The sequence below is a fragment of the Stenotrophomonas sp. NPDC077461 genome (assembly GCF_049545475.1).
Classification (GTDB): Bacteria; Pseudomonadota; Gammaproteobacteria; order Xanthomonadales; family Xanthomonadaceae; genus Stenotrophomonas; species Stenotrophomonas nematodicola.
In genome coordinates, this window is the sequence record NZ_JBMWDO010000008.1 from 34,318 (window position 1) to 56,289 (window position 21,972).

Here is a 21,972-nt window from a genome sequence, read left to right on the forward strand (position 1 = left end):
GGCCACGCCGGAGGGTTCCAGCTCGGCGATTTCCGTCTGCAGCGCGGCCGGCGAGATCACCACGCCGTTGCCGATCAGGCACAGTGCATCGGCACGCAGGATGCCCGACGGGATCAGGTGCAGGACGGTCTTCTTGCCGTTGATGACCAGGGTGTGGCCGGCATTGTGACCGCCCTGGAAGCGCACGACGGCGCCGATTTCCTCGGTGAGCAGATCGACGATCTTGCCTTTGCCTTCATCGCCCCACTGGGCACCAAGCACTACGACAGACTGACCCATGACGGGCTCCTCAATGTGTTGCGGCCATCGGGGCCGCGGACGGGTAGACCGTGGCGGGGCTGGCCAGCGCGGTGATGGCGGCTCCAAACGGGGAGCGGCCGGCGATGGAAGGCCCAGACACAGAAAAAGCCGAACGGGGAGGCCCGTCCGGCTTTTGTGCATTATCCGGGTTTCCGGGGTCCGGTGCCACCCCGGCGGCACGCGGCTTCACCGTCCGGTCAGGCCCGCCATCCGGGGGCCGGGCCGTCTCAATGCTTCAGCCACCACAGCGTGGTGAGGCCGGCCAGCAGGATCACCCCGCCCCAGGTCCGCAGGGCGCTGCTGCGCAGCATCAGCAGCTGCTCGGCCATGCGCTTCCAGGCACGGGGCGCGACGAACAGGAACAGGCCTTCGAACACGGCCACCAGGCACAGCGCCGAGAACAGGTCTTTCATGAAGAACTCCACACCATCACAAATGAAACGGGGACCCGGTCTGCACCGGGTCCCCGTGGGCTACTGCCGTCTGCGGCCTCAGCGATCGCTCTTGAGGTACTGCAGGAACGGATCGTTCTTGTCGAGCACGATCACGCCATTGCCGTCGGTCATGGAGCCGCGGTAGGCCTCCAGGCTGCGGTAGAAGGCGTAGAACGACGGGTCGGCCGAACCGGCCTTGCCGTAGATGCGGGCGGCTTCGGCGTCACCGGCACCGCGCAGCTGCTGGGCATCGCGCTCGGCTTCGGCCACCAGCACGGTGCTGTCGCGGTCGGCCTGGGCACGGATGGTCAGCGACTGCTCCTCACCCTCGGCGCGCAGCTTGGCCGCTTCCTGCTTGCGCTGGGCGCGCATGCGCTCGTACACATCGTTGATCACCTGGCTGTCGGTGGGCAGGTCGATCTGCTTGATGCGCAGGTCGATGATTTCCATGCCCAGTTCCTTGACCGCCTTGTTGATGCCGGTCAACTGGTTGGCGATCAGTTCGCTGCGATCACCCGACACCAGCTGCTGCAGGGTGCGCGAGTTGATCTGGTTGCGCAGCGAGTCGGTGATGATCGGTGCCAGGCGCGCATTGGCCAGGGCGGCATCGCCACCGGTGGCGCGGTAGTAGTTGCGCACGTCGGAAATGCGGCCGATGGCGAAGAAGTCGACGCTGACGTCCTTCTGCTCGGCGGTGAAGTAACGCGCCGGCGCCGTGTCCAGCACCTGGAAGCGGCGGTCGAACACGCGTACCGATTCCACCAGCGGCACCTTGAAGTGCAGGCCCGGCTTGATGTCCGCACGGACCACCTTGCCCAGGTTCAACACCATCGCGGTCTGGTCCTCACGGACCACATACACCGACCCCAACAGGCCCAGCAGGGCGGCCACGGCCAACCCGATCCACAGTGAACTCTTCATCGGCTGGCTCCTTCACGACCGGTCGGTCGTCCGGTGGGTCGGGTGGTCGGGCGCTCGGCATCGCGCGCCCCATCCACCGGCGTGCTGGCCGGCAACGACGGCAGCATCACTTCCGGGGTCACCGCCGGGGCGGCGCCGGCGGCACCGGCGCGGGCATCACCCGGCATCGGCACGTAGATCAGCTGGCGGCCATCGCCACCGATGATCTTGCGGTTCTGCGAGAGCACCTGCTCCACCGTTTCCAGCCACAGCCGCTTGCGGGTGACTTCCGGGGCGTCCTTGTACTGCACCTGCAGCAGGCTGAAGCGGTCGGCATCACCCTGCGCCTTGGACACCACCGCCTGCTTGTAGCCTTCGGCGGTGGTGCGGGCACGCGAGGCCTGGCCGCGCGCTTCGGGCACGACCTTGGCCGCATAGGCCTGGGCTTCGTTGATCAGGCGTTCCTTGACCTGCTGCGCGCCGTTGACCTCGTCGAACGCCGGCTTCACTTCTTCCGGCGGGCGCGCGTCGGGCAGGGTCAGCCCGGTCACGACCAGGCCGGTCTGGTAGGCCTTCAGCGCCGACTGCAGACGCTCTTCGGCGACCACGGCCAGCGGACCGCGGTTGTTCAGCACGGTATTGAGGTCGGCACGGCCCACCTGCTCGCGCACCGCGCTCTGCGCCGACTGCTCCAGCACCTGGTCGGCCGAGACCGAACCGAACAGGTACTTCTGCGGATCGGCGATGCGGTACTGCACGTTGACCGAGACGTTGACGATGTTCTCGTCACGGGTCAGCACCGGCACCTGGCTGCTGAAGGTCTTGATCTGGGTGGCATTGACCTTGGTCACCGATTCGATCGGCCACGGCAGCTTGAAGTTCGGGCCAGGCCCCAGGATCCGCGAGAACTGGCCGAAACGCAGCACCACGCCACGTTGCTGTTCGCCGATCAGCTGGAAACTGGAGAACAGCAGCAGCAGCACCACCGCCACCGCGACCCAGCGCAGGATGTTCCCATCGAACATCTCCTTCAGCGGTCCGGGCAATCCGCCCCAACCACCGCCATTGCCGCCGCCGCGCGGCTTGAACGGCCCGCGTCGATTATCGTCGGGGCCTTGTCCGCCCTTGTTGCCGCCGGGTGTATTCCAGGCCATGCACGCTCCATCAAGGTAAGGCTGCCTGCGGGCCACTCCCGCAACGTCAACCGGTGTATCTCATCCGATTCTACTAGATGGGGCTGACCGGCAGGATTGGAAGGGGGAAGGTGGCGCGGGATGCGATTCATGCAGCCTTGCACCGGCCCCGCCCCCGCTGCCAGCGGGTAAGGTGTGTGCCTCCCTTCCCCGCCAGGTCCCGGCCATGCTCCCTTCCGCCCCCTTCGACGCATTCCGCATCCATCAGGCCGCCGACGGCGGCCATCGGGCCGGGATGGAGCAGATCGGACTGGACGACCTGGCGCCCGGCGAGGTGGTGATCCGGGCCGGCTGGTCCTCGGTCAACTACAAGGACGCCCTGGCCGGCACCGGCACGGGGCGGATCCTGCGACGCTTTCCGCTGGTGGGCGGGATCGATGTGGCCGGCACGGTGGTCGCCTCCACCGACCCGGCCTGGCGCGAAGGCGATGCGGTGCTGGCCACCGGCTGCGGGCTGAGCGAGACCCGCGATGGCGGCTACAGCCAGTATGTCCGGCTGGCCTCCAGCGCGGTGATCGCCCAGCCGGCCGGGCTGACCCCGCGCGAGGCGATGATCCTCGGCACGGCCGGTTTCACTGCCGCGCTGGCGCTGCTGCGCATGCTCGACAACCGGCTGACGCCCGAACTGGGGCCGCTGGCGGTCACCGGCGCCACCGGCGGCGTGGGCTCGCTGGCGGTGGACATCTTCAGCCAGGCCGGATTCGAGGTGCATGCCATCAGCGGCAAGGCCGGGCAGGCCGACTACCTGCGCGGCCTGGGGGCGCGTGAGGTGCTGCCGCGCGAGGCGCTGGCCACCACCCGGCCGATGGAATCGGCGCGCTTCGGTGGCGGCCTGGACAACGCCGGCGGGCCGATGCTGGCCAGCCTGCTGGCGCAGACCGCGCCGTACGGCAGCGTGGTCAGTGCCGGACTCGCCGCCAGCCCTGCGCTGGACATGACGGTGATGCCCTTCATCATCCGCGGCGTGTCGCTGCTGGGCGTGTCCTCCTCCAGCGCGCCGCGGGTGCTGCGCGAGAAGGTGTGGGACAAGCTCGGCAGCGAGTGGCGGCCGCGCCACCTGGAGCGCATCTGCACCGGCGAAGTGGGCCTGGACGGCCTGCCTGGGGTGTTCGAACGGCTCCTGGCCGGCGGAGGGCACGGGCGTACGGTGGTACGAATCGACTGAGCGCGCCAGCCGGGCGACGGACGGTGCGCCGGATGCTTCACGCCGATGCGAGGCGCGCACTACACTGCGCGCATCACATGGGGAACAACATGGCACGCATTCTGATCGTCGACGATTCACCGTCGCAGCTGTTGGGGATACAGCGCATCGTCGAGAAGCTCGGTCACGAGATCCTGACCGCCACCGATGGTGCGGCCGGTGTGGAAGCGGCCAAGGCCGAACTGCCCGACCTGGTCCTGATGGACGTGGTGATGCCCAACCTCAACGGCTTCCAGGCGACCCGCACGCTGTCGCGCGATGCGGCGACCAAGCATATCCCGGTGATCCTGGTGACCACCAAGGACCAGGACACCGACCGCATGTGGGGCATGCGGCAGGGCGCCAAGGCCTACATCACCAAGCCGTTCTCCGAGGACGAGCTGTCCGAGGTGCTGGAGCGGGTGTTCAGCAGCCAGGAACCGCCGGCCCTTTGACCCGCGTGCCGACCTGCGGTCGGCACCCACCGGGCGTCGTTCAGATCTTCTCGCCGAAGGCCTTGGCCAGCGCCTTGTAGGCCTTTTTCTGCGCTTCTTCGGTCGGGGCCGGCGCGACGATCTCCAGTTCCACGATCTGGTCCCCGTCCGGCGTGCCGGGCAGGCCGCGGCCACGCAGGCGCAGCTTGCGCCCCGCATCCGAATCGGCCGGCACCTTCAGTTCCACCGCACCGCCCAGGGTCGGGACGCTGATGCTGGTGCCCAGCGCCGCCTGCCACGGCGTCACCTGCAGGGTGTAGAGCACGTTGCGTCCGTCCACCTCGAACTGCGGGTGTTCGGCGTACTCCACTTCCAGCAGCAGATTGCCACCGCCGTTGCCCTGCCCGGTCAGACGGATCACCTGGCCGGGACGGATGCCCTTGGGGACGCGCACGTCCAGCTGGCGGCCGTTGACGTTGATGCGCAGCGAGTCGCCGGCATAAGCCGCTTCCAGCGGCACGGAGAGTTTGGCGCGGGTGTCGCGCAGCGGCTGCGGGCCAGCGCCGGCGCCGGCGAAACCGCTGGAGCGCCCGCCACCGCCACCGCCGCGCTGGCGCGCGAACAGGCTTTCGAAGAAGTCGCTGAAGCCGCCACCGCCGGCGCCACCGCCGAACACCTCCTCGAAATCAAAGCCCTGGCCACCGCCATAGTTCGGCGGTGCGTGGAACTCCTCGCCCGGGCGATAGCCCTGCGCCTTGAGCTGGTCGTAGGCGGCGCGCTTCTGCGGGTCGCGCAGGGCCTCATAGGCCTCGTTGACGGCCTTGAACTTCTCTTCCGCGCCGGCCTCCTTGCTGACGTCGGGGTGGTACTTGCGCGCCAGCCGCCGGTAGGCGGTCTTGATCTCCGCGTCGCCCGCGGTCGGTTCCACACCGAGCGTGGCGTAATAATCCTTGAATTCCATCCAGACACCTCGAATAAGTTCGGTCGCCCACGCAGGCGGGCACCGTCCGGCCAATTCTAGCGGTTGGCGACGCTTCCGCCCGTCACCCCCGGGCCCGCGGCTTGATCCTGCGCAATGCCAGCGCCATCGGCGAGGGCCAGAATGGGGCTGGGCGGCGCGTTTTCAACGTTTTGACGCCGCCCTCCCATCGCCCGCCCTACCCTGCCGATGTACAAGGAGCCCGCATGACCATCCACGTAGGCGATCGCATCCCCGAAGTGACCCTCAAGCGCATCCGCGAGGGCATGGAGACCATCGACACCCACGCCCTGTTCGACGGGCGCAAGGCGGTGCTGTTTGCCGTGCCGGGGGCCTTCACGCCCACCTGCTCGGCCCGCCACCTGCCCGGCTACATCGAGCACTTCGCCGATTTCCGCCACCTCGGCATCGATGTGTTCTGCATGGCCGTCAACGACCCGTTCGTGATGAAGGCCTGGGGCGAAAGCCAACAGGTCCCCGATGGCCTGCAGATGCTGTCGGACGGCAACGGCGAATTCACCCGCGCCCTGGGTCTGGAGATGGACGCCAGCAGTTCCTGCATGGGCCTGCGCTCGCGCCGCTTCGCGCTGTACGTCGAAGACGGCGTCGTGCGCCAGACCTTCATCGAAGAACCCGGCACATTCGAGGTGTCCTCCGCGCAGTACGTGCTGGAGCACCTTTCCCGCTGAACCCACGCAACAGAGGAACCCGGCCAGCCATGTCAAAGCCAGCCAAGAATGCCCGCCCCGCCCCTTCTTCCGCCGCCGGCACCCGACGTCCGGCAGGCATCAGCGACACCGCCACCCTGCGTGCGCGTGCCCGCAAGGACATCGAAGACGGCGCCATCACCGACACCTACAGCGCCGACCGCAAGGCGGTGATCAAGCTGCTCAACGACGCCCTGGCCACCGAATATGTGTGCGTGCTGCGCTACTACCGCCACTACTTCATGGCCAAGGGCATGCTCGCCGATGCGGTGAAGGCCGAGTTCCTTGAACATGCCCAGCAGGAGCAGGCGCATGCCGGCAAGCTGGCCGAGCGCATCGTGCAGCTGGGCGGGGAACCGGACCTCAATCCGGACACGCTGACCGCGCGCTCGCACGCCGAGTACAAGGAAGGCACCGATCTGCGCGACATGGTCCGTGAGAACCTGATCGCCGAGCGCATCGCGATCGACAGCTATCGCGAGATGATCAACTTCGTCGGCGACAAGGACACCACGACCAAGCGCATCCTGGAAGAGATCCTGGCGCAGGAAGAGGAGCACGCTGACGAGTTCGCCGACCTGCTGGAAGGCTGGATCGGCGAGTAGCACTGGCGGCCGGCCGGCGGCCGACACCCACCTGCGCTGCGCTCAGCGCAGGATGCGGAAGCGCACCTGGGTCCAGGCGCCATCCGTGGCGAGTGCGGTCAGGGTGTGGTCGCCGACGTCGTCGAAATCCCGCTGGAACAGGCGCGCGCCTTCGGTGCGCGCGATCCAGCGGTCATCCAGCAGCCAGTCGATGCTGCCATCTGTCCCGAGCGCACGCAGCTGCAGGCGCACACCGTGCTCGGCGTTGGGTGCCCGTGCCAGCGTCGCACGGTCGTTGAGCCCTTCGATGTGCAGGCTGCCGCCGCTCTGCCGGCCGTCGTCGCGGCAGTCCGGGGACAGCGCGGGCAACTGCGCGGCGCGGCGCTGCGCCAACGGCAGCCACGGCGATACCAGCGCCGGCCAGCGGGCGATCTCGCGCGCTTCGGCCACATGCGGTGCGCTGCAGTCAGGCGACAGCCGCAGGCCGGTGCGCGCGTCCACCTCGAAGCGCTGCCGCCCGGGTTGCCAGAGCCGCGCATCACGCTCGGCAAACGTCGGCGGCACCACCCCGTCCAGCACGAACGCCTGCAGACGACGCTGGCACAGGTCAGGCGGCGTACCGTCCGCCAGCTCACCGGTCGGCCAGCAGATGTCGGTGCGGGTCACGCTGGCCGGCATCGGCGCCGCGCTGGCATCGCCGCTCTGGCGCGGCAGGCTGTCGATCACTTCGAACATAAGCGGCAACGCGGTGACCGCGCCGTACTGGCCGGGCAGCGGGGTACCGTCAGGCCGCCCGACCCACACGCCCACCGTGTAGTGCCGCGTGCTGCCAATCGCCCACGCGTCGCGGTAGCCATAGCTGGTGCCGGTCTTCCAGGCCACGCGCGGCCGGCCGGTGACATCGAAGGTGCCGGTGCCGTAGCCAGGGCGCGGATTGGATTCAAGCACCTCGCGGGTGATCCACGCCGCGCCCGGCGACATCAGCCGCCGCTCGATCACCGCATCGTCGGCGGTGTAGCGCACCCGCCCGGCGATGCCATTGCGGTTGAAAGCGGCGAACGCGCCCACCAGGTCTTCCAGCCGTGCGCCGGTGCCGCCCAGGATCAGCGACAGGTTCGGGCTGCTGCCGCGCGGAAAGCGCAGGGTGATGCCGGCATGCGACAGCCGCGCGGCAAAGCGTGCCGGCCCCACCCGGTCCAGCAGGTCCACGGCGGGCACGTTCAGTGACAGCCGCAGTGCGGTAGCCGAACTGACCGGGCCGTTGAAGGCGGCATCGAAGTTGCCCGGACGGTAGCCGCCGAAGCCCTGCGGCGCATCGACCATCAGGCTTTCGGAGTGGATCAGCCCATCGTCCAGCGCCATCCCGTACAGGAACGGTTTGAGCGTGGAGCCGGGCGAACGCCAGGCCGCCACCATGTCCACGTGGCCGAGCCGTTGTTTGTCGCCGAATGCCACCGAACCGACGTAGGCGCGCGCTTCGAGGGTGCGGTTGTCGACCACCAGCAATGCCGCCGAGGTGCGCTCGGGCAGCTGCGAGAAATAGGAGGACACGCGTTCTTCGAGCGTGCGCTGCAGGCCGATGTCCAGCGTGCTCTGGATCCGCGCCGCGCGCGGCTGCGCCGACCGCAGCCGCTGCGCGAGCAAGGCGGCGTGCAGCGGCGGCTGCAGCGCGCGGGTCACCACCGGCTCGATCCGCGCATCGTCCACCTCCTCACGCGACCACACGCCGAGGTCGGCCATGCGCGTGAGGACCTTGTCGCGTGCAGCCTGCGCCGCCTCGGGATGGCGGTCCGGCCGCAGCCGGCTGGGCGACTGCGGCAGCACCGCGAGCAGCGCCGCCTCGGCATGCGACAGCGCCGAGGCCGGCTTGCCCAGGTAGGCCCAGCTCGCCGCTTCGACGCCTTCGATGGTGCCGCCGTAAGGTGCGCGCTCCAGGTACAGCGCCAGGATCTGCGCCTTGCTCAGGTGCACCTCCAGCTGCACCGCGCGCAGCAGCTGCTTGGCCTTGCCCCACGGGGTACGGGTATGCGGGTCGAGGATGCGCGCCACCTGCATGGTGAGAGTGGAACCGCCGGAGACGATCCGGCGCTCGACCACCCATTGCCTGCCGGCGCGCAGCATCGCCCACGGGTTGACGCCGGGATGGCGCCAGAACCAGCGGTCCTCGTAACCGAGCAGCGCCTGCAGGTACAGCGGCGACACACTGTCGGCGGAGGCCGGATAGCGCCACACGCCTTCGGCGTCGGCGAAGGCACGCAGCGGCGTCCCGTCACGCGCGACCACCAGTGTGCTGGTATCGCGCTGGCGTGGCAGCGGCGGCGGGAACGCCAGGTCCAGCGCCAGCAGCAGTGCCAGCGCGCCCGCCGTGCCCCAGCGCAGCCACGGCCACAGCGGCCGCAACTGGCGGCGCAGACGGGAAAGGAAGGAAAAGGTCATGGCATCAACGACACGGACCGCCGGGCCGCCGCGCGGGCGGCGACCCGGCCAGTGGCTATGGCTGCACCACGGTCAGCGTGGTCGGGTTGCTGCGGCCCACGCCGCGCAGGTCGGGACGGTACATGTCCTCCACCAGCGGCGGCGGCACGCGGTAGGTGCCCGGGGTGACCGCACGCACCAGGTAGAACACCTTGGCCGTGCTGCCGCGCGAGAGTTTGAGCGCGGCCACATAGCGGTCATCGCGGAACTCCTCATGCTTGACGTTGGCCGCATCGCCGCGGTCGTTCACGCTCAGCCCGTCGACCACCACGTCGGCCCACTGCTTGGCATCGCCCAGGTTGAAGTTCTCGATCTCCAGGCCGGCCGGCAGCAGGTCGGTGAGCAGCGCGTCGGGCATGTCCACGTTCGGGGTCACGCTGACCCGCACGATCAGCGCCTCGCCCTCCTTCAGCGCACGCGGCGTCCACGGCTTGCCGTCGGTGGTGTACCAGCTGCGCTCCACGCCAAGCGTACGGCTGTCCGGCTCGGGCGGGTTGCGCGGGATGCCGGCCACTTCCAGGCTGGCGAACATCGGCGGCTCGCCCTGCGGGGTGAAGCGCACGCCCTTGGCTAGTGCGGCGTAGTCGACGCTGCGGCCGAACATGCGGCGCGCGGAGATGGCCTCGCTCTCACCGCCGATCGCCAGCTCACCGGACACCAGCTTCTTCTGGTTGGCCGCCAGCGCCTTGCCCATGCGCGCCAGCGCCACCTGTTCCTGCGTGCTCAGCCACATATAGCCGCTGTTGCGGCGTGCATCGAGCGCGCGGCCCAGGTCGATGGCCCGCGCGTCGTACGCCGGCTTGGACAGCTTGCGCTCGTGCAGCAGCGCGATCATCAGGGCGTCGTCGCGGACGGCGCTGCCGTAGTCGCCGAAGTAGGCCGGACGGTCACCCGCGCTCTTGGCGAAGCCGGCCGCGATCGCGGCATCGCCGCGCTTGTGGTCGCCCTGCAGCGACAGCGCGATGCCGAGGTGAACCAGCGACAGCCCGGTCAGCGACTTGCTGCGCTCGTTGTCATACAGCGCGCGCAGCGTGCCCAGCGGAGCGCGGTTGACGCGGGCCAGCACATAGCCCGAGTACGCCTGGTTGGCAAACTTCAGGTTCTCGCGGCGGTCCTCGCCGTAGAACTGGTTGCCGCCGGACAGCAGGTCCTCGCTGAGGCGGTTGAGCGCCTTCTGCAGCACCGTGTCCGGTACCGCAAAGCCCGCGTCTTTGGCATCGAGCAGGAACTCGGCGATGTACGGAGTGAGCCACGGATTGACGTACCCGTCGTCGCCCCACATCGAGAAGTTGCCGTTGGCCACCTGCATCGAGGCCAGCCGGCCGAACGCCCCTTCCATGCGCTCGCGGCGGGTCTTGGCATCCAGGCCATCGGCGCCGAGCATGGCCGAGGTGGCCTCATCCAGCATCAGTGCCGCATAGCCCTTGCTGGTGGTCTGCTCGGCACAGCCGTAGGGGTAGTTGAGTGCGCCGTTGAGCGCACTGGCGAACGGAATCGGCGGCAAGGCGCTGACCAGCATGCGCGCGGTCACCGAGTCGTTCATCAGGCCATCGGCCAGGCTGGCGTCCATGCTCACCGCCGCCAGCGGATCGAGCGTGCGGGTCTGCGCGCGCAGTACCTGCGGCCATGCGGCACGCACCGGCAGGTCGTAGCGACGGTCCACCTTGAAACCGTTGCCGTCCACGCGCACCCGCACCTTGGCCACCGTATAGCCCTCGCGCGCGGTGAGCGGGAAGCTCAAGGTGCGCTTGGCATCGACGGCCAGGGTCAGCGCGCGGGTCGGCTCGCCCAGCGTCAGCGGCCCGATTCCATCGACCTGCACCTTGAACTCGCCCGGCTTGCCGGTGAAGTTCTGCACATCCAGGGTCACCGTACTGGTATCGCCGGGTGCGAGCACGCGCGGCATGCTGGCCTCGGCCAGGATCGGCGCGCGCACCACCGTTTCCATGTCGCGCTTGCCGTACTGGTCGTCCGAATACACCAGCGCGGAGATGCGCAGGGTGCCGTTGAAGTCCGGCACCTTCAGCGCAACCCGGGCAATACCCTTGGCATCGAGCTTCACCGGGCCGGAGAACAGGTCCACGGTCTGCACGCGCGCGGTGGGCCGCTTGGCCTGTGGCATCGCCGCCAGCGCCATGTCGCCGCCGAATTTCAGCTTGCCGCTGGCGCCGTCGAAGCTTTCGATCACACGGCTGTAGATGTCGTAAGCATCCACGCCCAGGCGGCGCTGCGCGAAGAAGTGCGCGGCAGCGTCGGGTACCGGGAAGCGGGTGATGTTGAGGATGCCCACATCCACCGCCGAAACGGTGACATGCGCGACCTTGCCGGCCAGCTGCGGAGCGCTCACGGTCACCGGCAGGGTCTGCTCGGGACGCATCTGCTTGGGCGCGGACAGGCCCACGGCGATCTGTCGGGCCTTGCGGTCCATCGGCACATGCACCACCCCCACCGCGCGGGCCGGGGTGATCTTGCTCGGCGCACTGCCGCCGCGGAACACCAGGGCGGTGATGTAGATGTCGTGGCGTTCCCATTCCGCCGTCACCGGGATGTCGAAGGTGCTGCCCGGCTTGGCATCGATGTCCTGCACGTAGAGCATCTTGTCGCTTTCCACCATCAGCACACCCTTGCCGGCGTGCGGCGGGGTGACGGTGACGCGCACGGTGTCACCGGCCTTGTAGGCGGTCTTGTCCAGGGCCAGTTTGACTTTGTCGGGACGTGCATCCAGACCACGGTTGTCGTCATTCCAGCTCCAGCCGGCACGGAACGGGTAGCGGCTGGTCAGGCCGGTGGCCGGATCGAACACGTCCAGCCGGTACTCGCCCCACTCCACCGGGAAATCGACCGTGGTGGCGGCCGTGCCGGCATCGAGGGTGCGGGTTTCCTTGTTCTCGAAGCGGCGGGTGAAGTCGTAGTCCCAGCGGTTGTCGTTGAAGCTCCAGTGGTAGTCGCGCAGCTCGCGCACCAGCGTGGCTTTCAGGCCCTTGGCCGGCTGTGCCTTGCCGGCCGCATCCACGCGCATCAGTTCGAAGCGCGCGTTGCTGTTGGCGTCGGCGCCGTCCTCGGGCTTGAACAACGGGCGCACGCCGACCAGTACCGGGGCCGGCCACATCACCCGCTTGAGGGTGCGGGTGACGGTGCGGCCACCGGTCTCGTACACGCTGCCGGACACCACCACGGCCACCGGGGCGGTCGCCTTGACCTCGGCCGGCAGCACCACGTCCTGGCGCAGTTTGCCGTCGGCCGGGAACTCGGTGTCGATCACATCGCGCGCTTCGCGCGGCAGTTCCATCGTCGGGTCGCCGAAGAAGTAGCCGGGCAGCGATTCCACCGGCGACTGTTCGGCGGCCACCGCCAGCCGCGCGGTGAAGCGGTTGCCGTCGGCCGGCGCGCCATACAGGTAGGCGGCGTCGGCCATCAGCTTGAGCGGTTCGCCCGGCTTGAGGGTCTTCTGCGCGCTGTCCAGGTCCAGCTTCATGCGCTCGGGCAGGAACTCCTCGATGCGCAGCGTCATGCCCTGGATGGCTTCCTTGCTGGCGGGGTTGGTGCGGAACTCCACCTGCCAGCGCCCGGTCGGCGCTTCGGCCGGAATGGTCTGTTCAAAGCTGATGTAGCCCTGCTCGCCCGGCTGCAGCCGGGTTTCGCGGAAGGTCTTGCCGTCCGGCTGCTTCAGCCGCAGGAACACCGGCTGGGCGGCCTTGCCCGGGCCGCCGACGGGCTTGCCGTCGTTGTCGCGCAGCAGCGCGGAAATGCGCACCGTCTCGCCGGGGCGGTAGAGGTCGCGGCCGGACCAGGCGAACACGTCGAACCAGGCGTTGTCGCGCCCGGCGACGGCGAACTCGCTCAGGTCCAGCGCCGGCTGGTTGAACGGCAGCATGGTGGTGTCGCCGCCGCTGCTGGCAATCAGCACGTGGCTGGCATCCAGCGTGTACTTCAGCAGCGCGTTGCCATTGCCGTCGGTCGCGCCCTTGAGCACCACCTCACCCTTGCCATCGAGCACGCGCAGTTCGATCTTCTTGAGCGACGCGCCGCTCTGCAGGGAGGCGGTATGGACGAACAGCGTGTCCTTGTAGGCACGCGTGTGCAGGCCGATGTCACTGACCGTGAAGAACGCGGTATCGAACTCGCTGTCGAACGAGCCGCTGCGCTTCATCACCGCAAAGTACAGACCCGGGGCCTGCAGTTCCTTGATGTCCTGGGTGGGCAGGTAGGTGAGCACCCGCTCGTTCTGCTTGCCGCCCAGCACGAAACGGTTCACGTACACCGGCTCGGCCAGCTTGGACATCGGGGTCTTGTCGCCGTATTCGCTGTCCAGTTCCCAGCTGCCTCGGCGGCCGCCGCGCTGGTACTGGCTGAAGAAGTTCGGCAGCTCTTTCTCGCGCACGCGCAGGAACTCGACGTCCACTTCCGGCACGTTCACCGACACCACCGGCAGGCCACGGCTGTCGCGCGCGGGCAGCACGCTGCCCTGCGAGGCGAAGCCGGCAGCCGGCGACAGTTCGCCGCTGAACACCTTCTGTCGCAGCTCCTTGCCGATCCGGCTGCCGTCGGCGGCGAGCAGGTCCGGCGAGACGATCACGGTGTACTCCTTGGCCGCCTCCACGAAGGGGTAGCGCAGGGTCTTGCCGTCATCGGACAGGGTCCAGCTGCTCTCGTCGGTGCCGACTTTCTCGGCAAAGCGGACCAGCGTGTCGAAGTCCTGGGTGCCGACCAGCGGGCGCGAGAACTCCAGCGCCAGCGACAGGCCGTCGCTCTTCTGGTCCGGGAAGGCGCGCACCAGGGTAAACCCGGCAACGGTCTCGGCCTTGGCCGCGATCGGCGCCCCGGAAGGGGCCGGCAGCTGGCCGCTGTCGTTGCGCTTGCAGCCCCCGACGCCCAGTACCAGGCCGGCGGCAAGCGCCAGACCCGCGATTCCCTTCCAGCCCCATTGCCCGACCCGACTGCGGCTAGCCATGACGTCACTCCTTGATCAAGGAGGCCATTATAGGCACCGAGCCTTGCGGTCAGGTTGCCGGCGCCGCGGTCCGCCCCCCTGCCGGGCAGCGCCGGGCACTACGCCACGTAAAGGTCCACGTACTCGTGGACGGGCATCGCCTCCAGCACCACCGGGTCGAGCGAGGCGTCCAGGATGCGGCGCTGCTGCACCGTCGGGAAGAGGCCGGCCAGGTGCCGGCGGAATTTGTCCTCCAGCAGCGGAATGCCTTCGGCGCGGCGGCGGGCGTGGCCAAGCGGATACTCGACCGTCTCCTCCAGCGTGGTGCCGTCCTTGAAGGTCACGTGCAGCGCGTTGGCGATACTGCGCTTGTCCGGGTCCAGGTAGTCGGCGGTGAAGCGCGGCTCCTCCACGCAGGCGATGCGCGCGCGCAGCGGGTCGATGCGTGGATCGGCGGCGACGTCGTCCTCGTAGTCCTCGGCAACCAGCCGGCCGAAGATCAGCGCGATGGCGACCATGTACTGCACGCAGTGGTCGCGGTCGGCCGGATTGTGCAGCGGCCCGGGCTTGTCGATGATCCGCAGGCAGGCCTGCTGGGTGCGCAGGGTGATCCGCTCAATGTCCTCACTGCGCCTGCCGGCCGCCCGCATCCGGGCGTGCACCTGCATGGCCGCTTCCACCGCGGTCTGGCCGTGGAACTCGGCCGGGTAGCTGATTTTGAACAGCACGTTCTCCATCACATAGCTGCCGTAGGGACGCTGGAAGCGGAACGGCTGCCCGCCGAAAGACACGTCGTAGAACCCCCACGTCGGCGCGGTCAGGGCACTGGGATAACCCATCTCGCCCGTGGCCGCCATCAGCGCCAGGCGCACCGCGCGGCTGGTTGCGTCGCCGGCCGCCCAGCTTTTGCGTGAACCGGTGTTCGGCGCATGCCGGTACGTGCGCAGGGCCTGTCCGTCCACCCAGGCCAGCGACACCGCGTTGAGCATGCGTTCGCGGTCCAGCCCGAGCAGGTGCGCGACCACGGCAGTGGAGGCGACCTTGACCAGCACCACGTGGTCCAGTCCGACCCGGTTGAAGGCATTTTCCAGTGCGAGGCAGCCCTGGATTTCATGCGCCTTGATCATCGACACGAGCACGTCGCGCATGGTCAACGGGGGGCGACGCAGTGCCTCGGCATTGCGGCTGAGCCAGTCGGCAGTGGCCAGGATGCCGCCGAGATTGTCCGAGGGATGGCCCCACTCGGCGGCCAGCCAGGTGTCGTTGAAATCCAGCCAGCGCACCATCGCCCCGATGTTGAAGGCGGCCTGCACCGGGTCCAGCTCGAACCGGGTACCCGGCACCCTGGCCCCGTGGACCACCCGGGTTCCCGGCGCCAGCGGCCCGAGCAGTCTGCTGCAGGCCGGAAACGACAGCGCCGCCAGCCCGCAGCCCAGGGTATCGATCAGGCAGTGCCGCGCGGTCGTGTACGCAAGGGGCGATTCCACCGGGTACTCGCGCACGTAGTCGACGATGTCGGTCATCACCGCGTCCCAGGCGACGCGCTCGTTGGACGGGGGGCTGCCGCTGGACATGGTGTCGCTCCTGCTGTGGCAGCGGGGCGGAGCCCCGCTCGACGTGGGTAGGCGATGCGGTTTACACGGGGACGCGCACCGCACCTTCCATCAGCACGCGCGCACTGCGGCTCATGATGGCCTTGGTGACTGTCCACTGGCCGTCAACGCAGGCCGCCTGGGCGCCCACGCGCAGCGTGCCGGACGGATGGCCGAAGGTGACCGCCTCGCGCGTGCCGCCGCCGGCGGCGCGGTTGACCAGTGTGCCGGGAATCGCCGCGGCAGTGCCGATGGCGACCGCGGCCGTGCCCATCATCGCGTGGTGCAGCTTGCCCATCGACAGCGCGCGCGCGTGCAGATCGATGTCGCCGGCCGCGATCCGCCTGCCGCTGGAGGACACGTAGTCCTGCGCGGGTGCGACGAAGGCGACCTTGGGCGTGTGCTGGCGCGTGGCCGCCTGCTCGACGCTGTCGATCAGGCCCATGCGTACCGCACCGTGCGCGCGGATCGCTTCGAACCGTGCCAGCGCGGCCTTGTCCTCATTGATCGCCGGCTGCAGCTCGGTGCCGGTGTAGCCCAGGTCGGCCGCGTTGAGGAAGAGGGTGGGAATGCCGGCGGTGATCATGGTCACCTCGAAGCGGCCCACGCCGGGCACATCGAGGGTATCGACCAGGTTGCCGGTCGGGAACATCGATCCGCCATCGCCTTCGCCATCGTCGGACGGATCAAGAAACTCGAGCTGGATCTCGGCCGCCGGGAACGTCACCCCGTCCAGCTCGAAATCGCCAGTCTCCTGCACTTCCCCCCCTGCCATCGGTACGTGCGCCAGGATGGTCTTGCCGATGTTGGCCTGCCAGATGCGGACCGTGCAGATGCCGTCGCGCGGCACACGCGCCGGATCGATGAAGCCGTTGCTGATCGCAAACGGGCCGACTGCGGTGCTGAGGTTGCCGCAGTTGCCGCTCCAGTCAACGAACGCGGCATCGATCGAGACCTGGCCATACAGATAGTCGACGTCGTGGTCAGGCACCGACGGCGCGGCAATGATCACGCACTTGCTGGTGCTGGAGGTGGCGCCGCCCATGCCGTCGGTGTGCTTGCCATAGGGGTCGGGCGAACCGATCACGCGCATCAGCAGCGCATCGCGGGCCGCCCCCGGCGTCTGTGCGGCGACGGGCAGATCCTGCAGGCGGAAGAACACGCCCTTGCTGGTGCCACCGCGCATGTAGGTGGCGGGAATACGGAGCTGGGGAAGAAACGCCATGAGAAGTCCTGGTAGGAAGACGGCCCGTCGCCGGGCCGTCGTGAGGCGGGTGGATCAGGCGACCTGCGAGGATTCCAGGAAGTCCTGGGCGAAGCGCTGCAGCACGCCGCCCGCTTCGTAGATGGACACTTCCTCGGCCGTGTCCAGGCGGCAGGTGACCGGCACATTGAGCTGCTCACCGCTGCGGCGGTGGATGACAAGCGTCAGCTCGGCACGCGGCACGCGTTCGCCGATCACATCGAAGGTTTCAGTGCCGTCGATGCCCAGCGTTCTGCGGTTGACGCCTTCCTTGAACTCCAACGGCAACACGCCCATCCCGATCAGGTTGGTGCGATGGATGCGCTCGAAACCCTCGGCGACGATGGCCTCCACACCGGCCAGGCGCACGCCCTTGGCGGCCCAGTCGCGCGAGCTGCCCTGGCCGTAGTCGGCACCGGCGATGATGATCAGCGGCTGCTTGCGCGCCATGTAGGTTTCGATCGCTTCCCACATGCGGGTCACCTCGCCCTCCGGCTCCACGCGCGCCAGCGAGCCCTGTTTCACCTGCCCATCGACCACAACCATCTCGTTGATCAGCTTGGGGTTGGCGAAGGTGGCGCGCTGCGCGGTGAGGTGATCGCCACGGTGGGTGGCGTAGGAGTTGAAGTCCTCTTCCGGCAGGCCCATCTTCGCCAGGTACTCGCCGGCCGCACTGCTGGCCAGGATCGCATTGGACGGGGACAGATGGTCGGTGGTGATGTTGTCGCCCAGCACCGCCAGCGGACGCATGCCACGCAGCGGACGCTCGCCGGCCAGCGCGCCTTCCCAGTACGGCGGACGGCGGATGTAGGTGCTCTGCGGACGCCAGTCATACAGCGGGCTGATCGGCGCGCCGTGCTCCACCTTGAAGGTGAACATCGGGTCGTAGACCTGGCGGAACTGTTCCGGCTTGACGCTGGCGGCCACCACCGCGTCGATCTCGGCATCGCTGGGCCACAGGTCCTTCAGCGTGATCGGGTTGCCATCGGCGTCATGGCCGAGCGCATCCTTTTCAATGTCGAAGCGCACAGTGCCGGCAATGGCGTAGGCCACCACCAGCGGCGGCGAGGCCAGGAACGCCTGCTTGGCGTACGGATGGATGCGGCCGTCGAAGTTGCGGTTGCCCGACAGCACCGCCGTGGCATACAGGTCGCGGTCGATCACTTCCTGCTGGATCTTCGGATCAAGCGCACCGCTCATGCCGTTGCAGGTGGTGCAGGCGAAGGCGACGATTCCAAAGCCCATCTGCTCCAGGTCGCCAAGCAGGCCGGCCTCCTCCAGGTACAGCTGCACGGCTTTGGAACCGGGCGCCAGCGAGCTTTTGACCCACGGTTTGCGGGCCAGACCGGCACGGTTTGCATTGCGCGCCAGCAGCGCAGCAGCAATCACGTTGCGCGGGTTGCTGGTGTTGGTGCAGCTGGTGATGGCCGCGATGATGACCGCGCCGTCGGGCATCAGGCCCTGTTCCTGCTCGACCTTGCCCGAGGCCAGCTTGGCTTCATCGGCGATGCCGCGCGCGGCCAGATCGGTGGTCGCCACGCGCTTGTGCGGATTGGACGGGCCCGCCATGTTGCGAACCACGCTGGACAGATCGAACTGCAGCACGCGCGGATACTCGACCTGGGCCAGATCGTCCGACCACAGGCCGGTGGCCTTGGCATAGGTTTCCACCAGCTGCACCTGGGCTTCTTCGCGGCCGGTCAGGCGCAGGTAGTCCAGGGTCTGCTGGTCGATGGAGAACATCGCCGCGGTGGCGCCGAACTCCGGGGTCATGTTGGAGATGGTGGCGCGGTCGCCAATGGTCAGTGCCGTTGCACCCTCGCCGTAGAACTCGATCCAGGCGCCGACCACGCGCTCCCTGCGCAGGAACTCGGTCAACGCCAGCACGATGTCGGTGCAGGTGATGCCGGGCTGCGGGCGGCCAGTCAGTTCCACGCCGATGATGTCGGGCAGGCGCATCCACGAGGCGCGGCCGAGCATCACGTTCTCCGCTTCCAGGCCGCCCACGCCGATCGCGATCACGCCCAGCGCATCGACATGCGGGGTATGGCTGTCGGTGCCGACGCAGGTATCCGGGAAGGCCACGCCCTCGCGCACCTGGATCACCGGCGACATCTTCTCCAGATTGATCTGGTGCATGATGCCGTTGCCCGGCGGAATCACGTCGACGTTCTTGAACGCCTTTTTGGTCCAGTTGATGAAGTGGAACCGGTCCTCATTGCGACGGTCTTCGACGGCGCGGTTCTTTGCGAAGGCAGCCTTGTCGAAGCCCGGGTACTCCACCGCCAGCGAATGATCGACGATCAGCTGGGTCGGTACCACCGGGTTGATCTGGGCCGGGTCACCCCCGGCATCGGCGATGGCATCGCGCAGGCCGGCCAGATCGACCAGCGCGGTCTGGCCGAGAATGTCATGGCAGACCACGCGCGCCGGATACCACGGGAAATCCAGGTCCTGGCGGCGCTCGATCAGCTGGCGCAGCGAGGCGTCCAGCGTGGCCGGGTCGCAGCGGCGCACCAGGTTCTCGGCCAGCACGCGCGAGGTGTACGGCAGCGTGGCGTAGGCGCCGGGCTGCAGCGCGTCGATGGCGGCACGGGTATCGAAATAATCCAGCGAGGTGCCGGGAAGGGTCTTGCGGTAGTTGCTGTTCATGGCTGGCGATAGCTGCTTGTTGGCGGGCCGGGGCGTCGTGACACCGGCAAAAAAGGAGGTGCGACGCCGCAACGGAGCAGACCGGCATCGCGCCGGCCTGCTCCGCAAGGCACCCGCGAACGGGTGCGGTACGTCGGTCTTACCTGCGCTGGTCGATCGGCACGAAGGCCTGGTCTTCCGGCCCGGTGTAGTTGGCGCTCGGCCGGATGATCTTGCCGTCGACGCGCTGCTCGATGATGTGCGCGCTCCAGCCGGAGGTGCGTGCGATGACGAACAGCGGGGTGAACATCGCCGTCGGCACGCCCATCATGTGGTAGCTCACCGCGCTGAACCAGTCCAGATTCGGGAACATCTTCTTGATGTCCCACATCACCGTTTCCAGCCGCTCGGCGATGTCGAACATCTTCAGGTTCTGCTGCTCGGTCGACAGCTCACGCGCCACGTCCTTGATCACATTGTTGCGCGGATCGCTGACGGTGTAGACCGGGTGGCCGAAGCCGATGACCACTTCCTTGCGCTCGACGCGCGCCTTGATGTCGGCTTCTGCATCGTCGGGCGAGTCATAGCGCTTCTGCACTTCGAAGGCGACTTCGTTGGCACCGCCATGCTTGGGGCCGCGCAGCGCGCCGATGCCGCCGGTGATGCAGCTGTACATGTCGCTGCCGGTGCCGGCGATGACGCGGCAGGCGAACGTGGACGCGTTGAACTCGTGCTCCGCGTACAGGATCAGCGAGGTGTGCATCGCCTTGACCCACGAATCCTGCGGCTTCTCGCCGTGCAGCAGGTGCAGGAAGTGGCCACCGATGGAGTCATCGTCGGTTTCCACGTCGATGGCGCGGCCGTTGTGGCTCCAGTGGTACCAGTACAGCAGCATCGAGCCCAGGCAGGCCATCAGCTTGTCGGCGATGTCGCGCGCGCCCGGGTGGTTGTGGTCGTCCTTCTCCGGCGACACGCAGCCGAGCACCGACACGCCGGTGCGCATCACGTCCATCGGGTGCGCCGACGGCGGCAGCTCTTCCAGCGCAGCCTTGACCGCGGCCGGGATGCCGCGCAGCGACTTCAGCTTGGCCTTGTAGGCGACCAGTTCGGCGCGCGTAGGCAGCTTGCCGTGCACCAGCAGGTGGGCGATCTCCTCGAACTCACTGGTGTTGGCCAGGTCCAGGATGTCGTAGCCGCGGTAGTGCAGGTCATTGCCACTGCGGCCAACGGTGCACAGTGCGGTGTTGCCGGCGGCGGTGCCCGACAGGGCGACGGACTTTTTCGGCTTGAAGCCGGGGGCGGTGGTTGCTTCGCTCATGATCCCTCCAGGAAAACAGTGCTTCGGTCTTACTTCTTGGCGGCGAACAGCGCATCGAGCTGCTGCTCGAAGGCGTGGTAGCCGATACGGTCGTACAGTTCCTCGCGCGTCTGCATCGCGTCGACCACGTTGCGCTGGTGGCCTTCCCGACGGATGGTCTCATACACGTTCTCGGCGGCCTTGTTGGCGGCGCGGAACGCGGACAGCGGGAACAGCTGGATTGCCACGCCGGCCGAGGCCAGTTCATCGCGGCTGAACAGCGGGGTCTTGCCGAACTCGGTGATGTTGGCCAGCACCGGCACCTTCACCGCATCGACGAAGCGGCGGTAGGTGTCCAGGTCATAGGCGGCCTCGGCGAAGATGCCATCGGCACCGGCCTCCACGCAGGCGATGGCGCGCTCGATCGCCGCGTCCACGCCGTCCACCTGGATGGCGTCGGTACGCGCGATCAGGAAGAAATCCGGATCGGTCTTGGCATCGGCGGCGGCCTTCACGCGGTCAACCATCTCGCCCTGCGTGACGATTTCCTTGCCGGGACGGTGACCACAGCGCTTGGCGCCGACCTGGTCTTCAATATGGCAGGCGGCCGCACCTGCCTTGATCAGCGACTTTACGGTGCGCGCGATGTTGAACGCGCTGGGGCCGAAGCCGGTGTCGATGTCCACCATCAGCGGCAGGTCGCAGACGTCGGTGATGCGGCGCACGTCGATCAGCACGTCTTCCAGGGTGTTGATGCCCAGGTCCGGCAGGCCCAGCGAGCCTGCGGCAACGCCGCCGCCGGACAGATAGATGGCCCGGTAGCCGGCACGCTGGGCCAGCAGGGCGTGGTTGGCGTTGATCGCGCCGATCACCTGCAGGGGCGATTCGGCGGCCAGCGCAGCGCGGAAGCGGCTGCCCGCGGAGGAAACAGAGGAGCTCATGTGGCATTCCATCGTGAGTGACGGGAGGACAGGCGCAAGGGCCGTGCCAAGTCGCAACCCCATGAATTCATTGAGACTGGACCACGGCAGCGACGTTTCATGTCGGTCCAATGAAACACATGTAACATGGATGGAACCGAAACATTGAA

General features: G+C 68.1%; 16 protein-coding genes. 4 read left to right on the top strand and 12 right to left on the bottom strand.

What is annotated here, in order from left to right; genetic code table 11:
* From ACPEH8_RS14200 to hflK, 4 genes are all read right to left on the bottom strand, one after another.
* Nucleotides 1-279 (bottom strand): adenylosuccinate synthetase (locus ACPEH8_RS14200; protein WP_423667231.1); only part of this gene is annotated, 279 nt, incomplete at its 3' end.
* A gap of 248 nt (nucleotides 280-527) precedes the next feature.
* Nucleotides 528-713, bottom strand: a complete 186-nt coding sequence (locus tag ACPEH8_RS14205) for a DUF2065 domain-containing protein (RefSeq protein ID WP_026070572.1) — start codon at nucleotides 711-713, stop codon at nucleotides 528-530.
* A 78-nt stretch (nucleotides 714-791) separates the two neighbouring features.
* A complete protein-coding gene (hflC, locus tag ACPEH8_RS14210) occupies nucleotides 792-1,655 on the bottom strand; it encodes a protease modulator HflC (protein ID WP_017354822.1) in 864 nt (287 codons plus the stop codon).
* Nucleotides 1,652-2,788 (bottom strand): FtsH protease activity modulator HflK, encoded by a 1,137-nt coding sequence (gene hflK / locus ACPEH8_RS14215; RefSeq protein ID WP_136003098.1) that lies wholly within the window; start codon nucleotides 2,786-2,788, stop codon nucleotides 1,652-1,654. Before hflK ends, hflC begins: the two co-directional genes overlap by 4 nt.
* A gap of 205 nt (nucleotides 2,789-2,993) precedes the next feature.
* Here hflK and ACPEH8_RS14220 point away from each other — a divergent pair, with 205 nt between their 5' ends.
* Complete coding sequence (locus ACPEH8_RS14220) at nucleotides 2,994-3,992, top strand: YhdH/YhfP family quinone oxidoreductase (protein WP_136003097.1); 999 nt, start codon at nucleotides 2,994-2,996, stop codon at nucleotides 3,990-3,992.
* A gap of 89 nt (nucleotides 3,993-4,081) precedes the next feature.
* Nucleotides 4,082-4,465 carry a twitching motility response regulator PilH gene (gene pilH / locus ACPEH8_RS14225; protein WP_026070786.1) on the top strand — a complete coding sequence of 128 codons (384 nt, stop codon included), beginning with the start codon at nucleotides 4,082-4,084 and terminating at the stop codon, nucleotides 4,463-4,465.
* A gap of 40 nt (nucleotides 4,466-4,505) precedes the next feature.
* On the opposite strand, the gene ACPEH8_RS14230 is transcribed toward pilH, so the two are convergent.
* A complete protein-coding gene (locus ACPEH8_RS14230) occupies nucleotides 4,506-5,405 on the bottom strand; it encodes a DnaJ C-terminal domain-containing protein (RefSeq protein ID WP_136003096.1) in 900 nt (299 codons plus the stop codon).
* A gap of 224 nt (nucleotides 5,406-5,629) precedes the next feature.
* Between ACPEH8_RS14230 and ACPEH8_RS14235 the strand changes: the two genes are divergently transcribed.
* Nucleotides 5,630-6,112, top strand: coding sequence for a peroxiredoxin (locus tag ACPEH8_RS14235; protein WP_017356157.1), 483 nt, complete (start codon nucleotides 5,630-5,632; stop codon nucleotides 6,110-6,112).
* Between the two features lie 29 nt (nucleotides 6,113-6,141).
* Nucleotides 6,142-6,735 (top strand): ferritin-like domain-containing protein, encoded by a 594-nt coding sequence (locus ACPEH8_RS14240; RefSeq protein ID WP_153164641.1) that lies wholly within the window; start codon nucleotides 6,142-6,144, stop codon nucleotides 6,733-6,735.
* Between the two features lie 42 nt (nucleotides 6,736-6,777).
* On the opposite strand, the gene pbpC is transcribed toward ACPEH8_RS14240, so the two are convergent.
* From pbpC to prpB, 7 genes are all read right to left on the bottom strand, one after another.
* Nucleotides 6,778-9,150 (bottom strand): penicillin-binding protein 1C, encoded by a 2,373-nt coding sequence (gene pbpC, locus ACPEH8_RS14245; protein ID WP_166473331.1) that lies wholly within the window; start codon nucleotides 9,148-9,150, stop codon nucleotides 6,778-6,780.
* Between the two features lie 55 nt (nucleotides 9,151-9,205).
* Entirely contained in the window at nucleotides 9,206-14,140 is a 4,935-nt protein-coding gene (locus tag ACPEH8_RS14250; protein ID WP_017355917.1) for an alpha-2-macroglobulin family protein, read from the bottom strand.
* A gap of 98 nt (nucleotides 14,141-14,238) precedes the next feature.
* On the bottom strand, nucleotides 14,239-15,693 hold the full coding sequence (locus tag ACPEH8_RS14255; RefSeq protein ID WP_017355918.1) for a bifunctional 2-methylcitrate dehydratase/aconitate hydratase: 1,455 nt from the start codon (nucleotides 15,691-15,693) through the stop codon (nucleotides 14,239-14,241).
* 61 nt (nucleotides 15,694-15,754) lie between these two features.
* A complete protein-coding gene (gene prpF / locus ACPEH8_RS14260) occupies nucleotides 15,755-16,936 on the bottom strand; it encodes a 2-methylaconitate cis-trans isomerase PrpF (protein WP_312708232.1) in 1,182 nt (393 codons plus the stop codon).
* 54 nt (nucleotides 16,937-16,990) lie between these two features.
* Nucleotides 16,991-19,606 carry a Fe/S-dependent 2-methylisocitrate dehydratase AcnD gene (gene acnD / locus ACPEH8_RS14265; RefSeq protein ID WP_017355920.1) on the bottom strand — a complete coding sequence of 872 codons (2,616 nt, stop codon included), beginning with the start codon at nucleotides 19,604-19,606 and terminating at the stop codon, nucleotides 16,991-16,993.
* A gap of 139 nt (nucleotides 19,607-19,745) precedes the next feature.
* Entirely contained in the window at nucleotides 19,746-20,903 is a 1,158-nt protein-coding gene (gene prpC, locus ACPEH8_RS14270; RefSeq protein ID WP_017355921.1) for a bifunctional 2-methylcitrate synthase/citrate synthase, read from the bottom strand.
* 29 nt (nucleotides 20,904-20,932) lie between these two features.
* Nucleotides 20,933-21,823 (bottom strand): methylisocitrate lyase, encoded by an 891-nt coding sequence (gene prpB, locus ACPEH8_RS14275; protein ID WP_051008596.1) that lies wholly within the window; start codon nucleotides 21,821-21,823, stop codon nucleotides 20,933-20,935.
* Between the last annotated feature and the right edge of the window lie 149 nt (nucleotides 21,824-21,972).

Excerpts from the sequence above, each read along its gene's own strand:
- ACPEH8_RS14205 (WP_026070572.1), bottom strand. The coding sequence starts at position 713 with ATGAAAGACCTGTTCTCGGCGCTGTGCCTGGTGGCCGTGTTCGAAGGC.
- hflC (WP_017354822.1), bottom strand. The coding sequence starts at position 1,655 with ATGAAGAGTTCACTGTGGATCGGGTTGGCCGTGGCCGCCCTGCTGGGC.
- hflK (WP_136003098.1), bottom strand. The coding sequence starts at position 2,788 with ATGGCCTGGAATACACCCGGCGGCAACAAGGGCGGACAAGGCCCCGAC.
- ACPEH8_RS14220 (WP_136003097.1), top strand. The coding sequence starts at position 2,994 with ATGCTCCCTTCCGCCCCCTTCGACGCATTCCGCATCCATCAGGCCGCC.
- pilH (WP_026070786.1), top strand. The coding sequence starts at position 4,082 with ATGGCACGCATTCTGATCGTCGACGATTCACCGTCGCAGCTGTTGGGG.
- ACPEH8_RS14230 (WP_136003096.1), bottom strand. The coding sequence starts at position 5,405 with ATGGAATTCAAGGATTATTACGCCACGCTCGGTGTGGAACCGACCGCG.
- ACPEH8_RS14235 (WP_017356157.1), top strand. The coding sequence starts at position 5,630 with ATGACCATCCACGTAGGCGATCGCATCCCCGAAGTGACCCTCAAGCGC.
- ACPEH8_RS14240 (WP_153164641.1), top strand. The coding sequence starts at position 6,142 with ATGTCAAAGCCAGCCAAGAATGCCCGCCCCGCCCCTTCTTCCGCCGCC.
- pbpC (WP_166473331.1), bottom strand. The coding sequence starts at position 9,150 with ATGACCTTTTCCTTCCTTTCCCGTCTGCGCCGCCAGTTGCGGCCGCTG.
- ACPEH8_RS14250 (WP_017355917.1), bottom strand. The coding sequence starts at position 14,140 with ATGGCTAGCCGCAGTCGGGTCGGGCAATGGGGCTGGAAGGGAATCGCG.
- ACPEH8_RS14255 (WP_017355918.1), bottom strand. The coding sequence starts at position 15,693 with ATGTCCAGCGGCAGCCCCCCGTCCAACGAGCGCGTCGCCTGGGACGCG.
- prpF (WP_312708232.1), bottom strand. The coding sequence starts at position 16,936 with ATGGCGTTTCTTCCCCAGCTCCGTATTCCCGCCACCTACATGCGCGGT.
- acnD (WP_017355920.1), bottom strand. The coding sequence starts at position 19,606 with ATGAACAGCAACTACCGCAAGACCCTTCCCGGCACCTCGCTGGATTAT.
- prpC (WP_017355921.1), bottom strand. The coding sequence starts at position 20,903 with ATGAGCGAAGCAACCACCGCCCCCGGCTTCAAGCCGAAAAAGTCCGTC.
- prpB (WP_051008596.1), bottom strand. The coding sequence starts at position 21,823 with ATGAGCTCCTCTGTTTCCTCCGCGGGCAGCCGCTTCCGCGCTGCGCTG.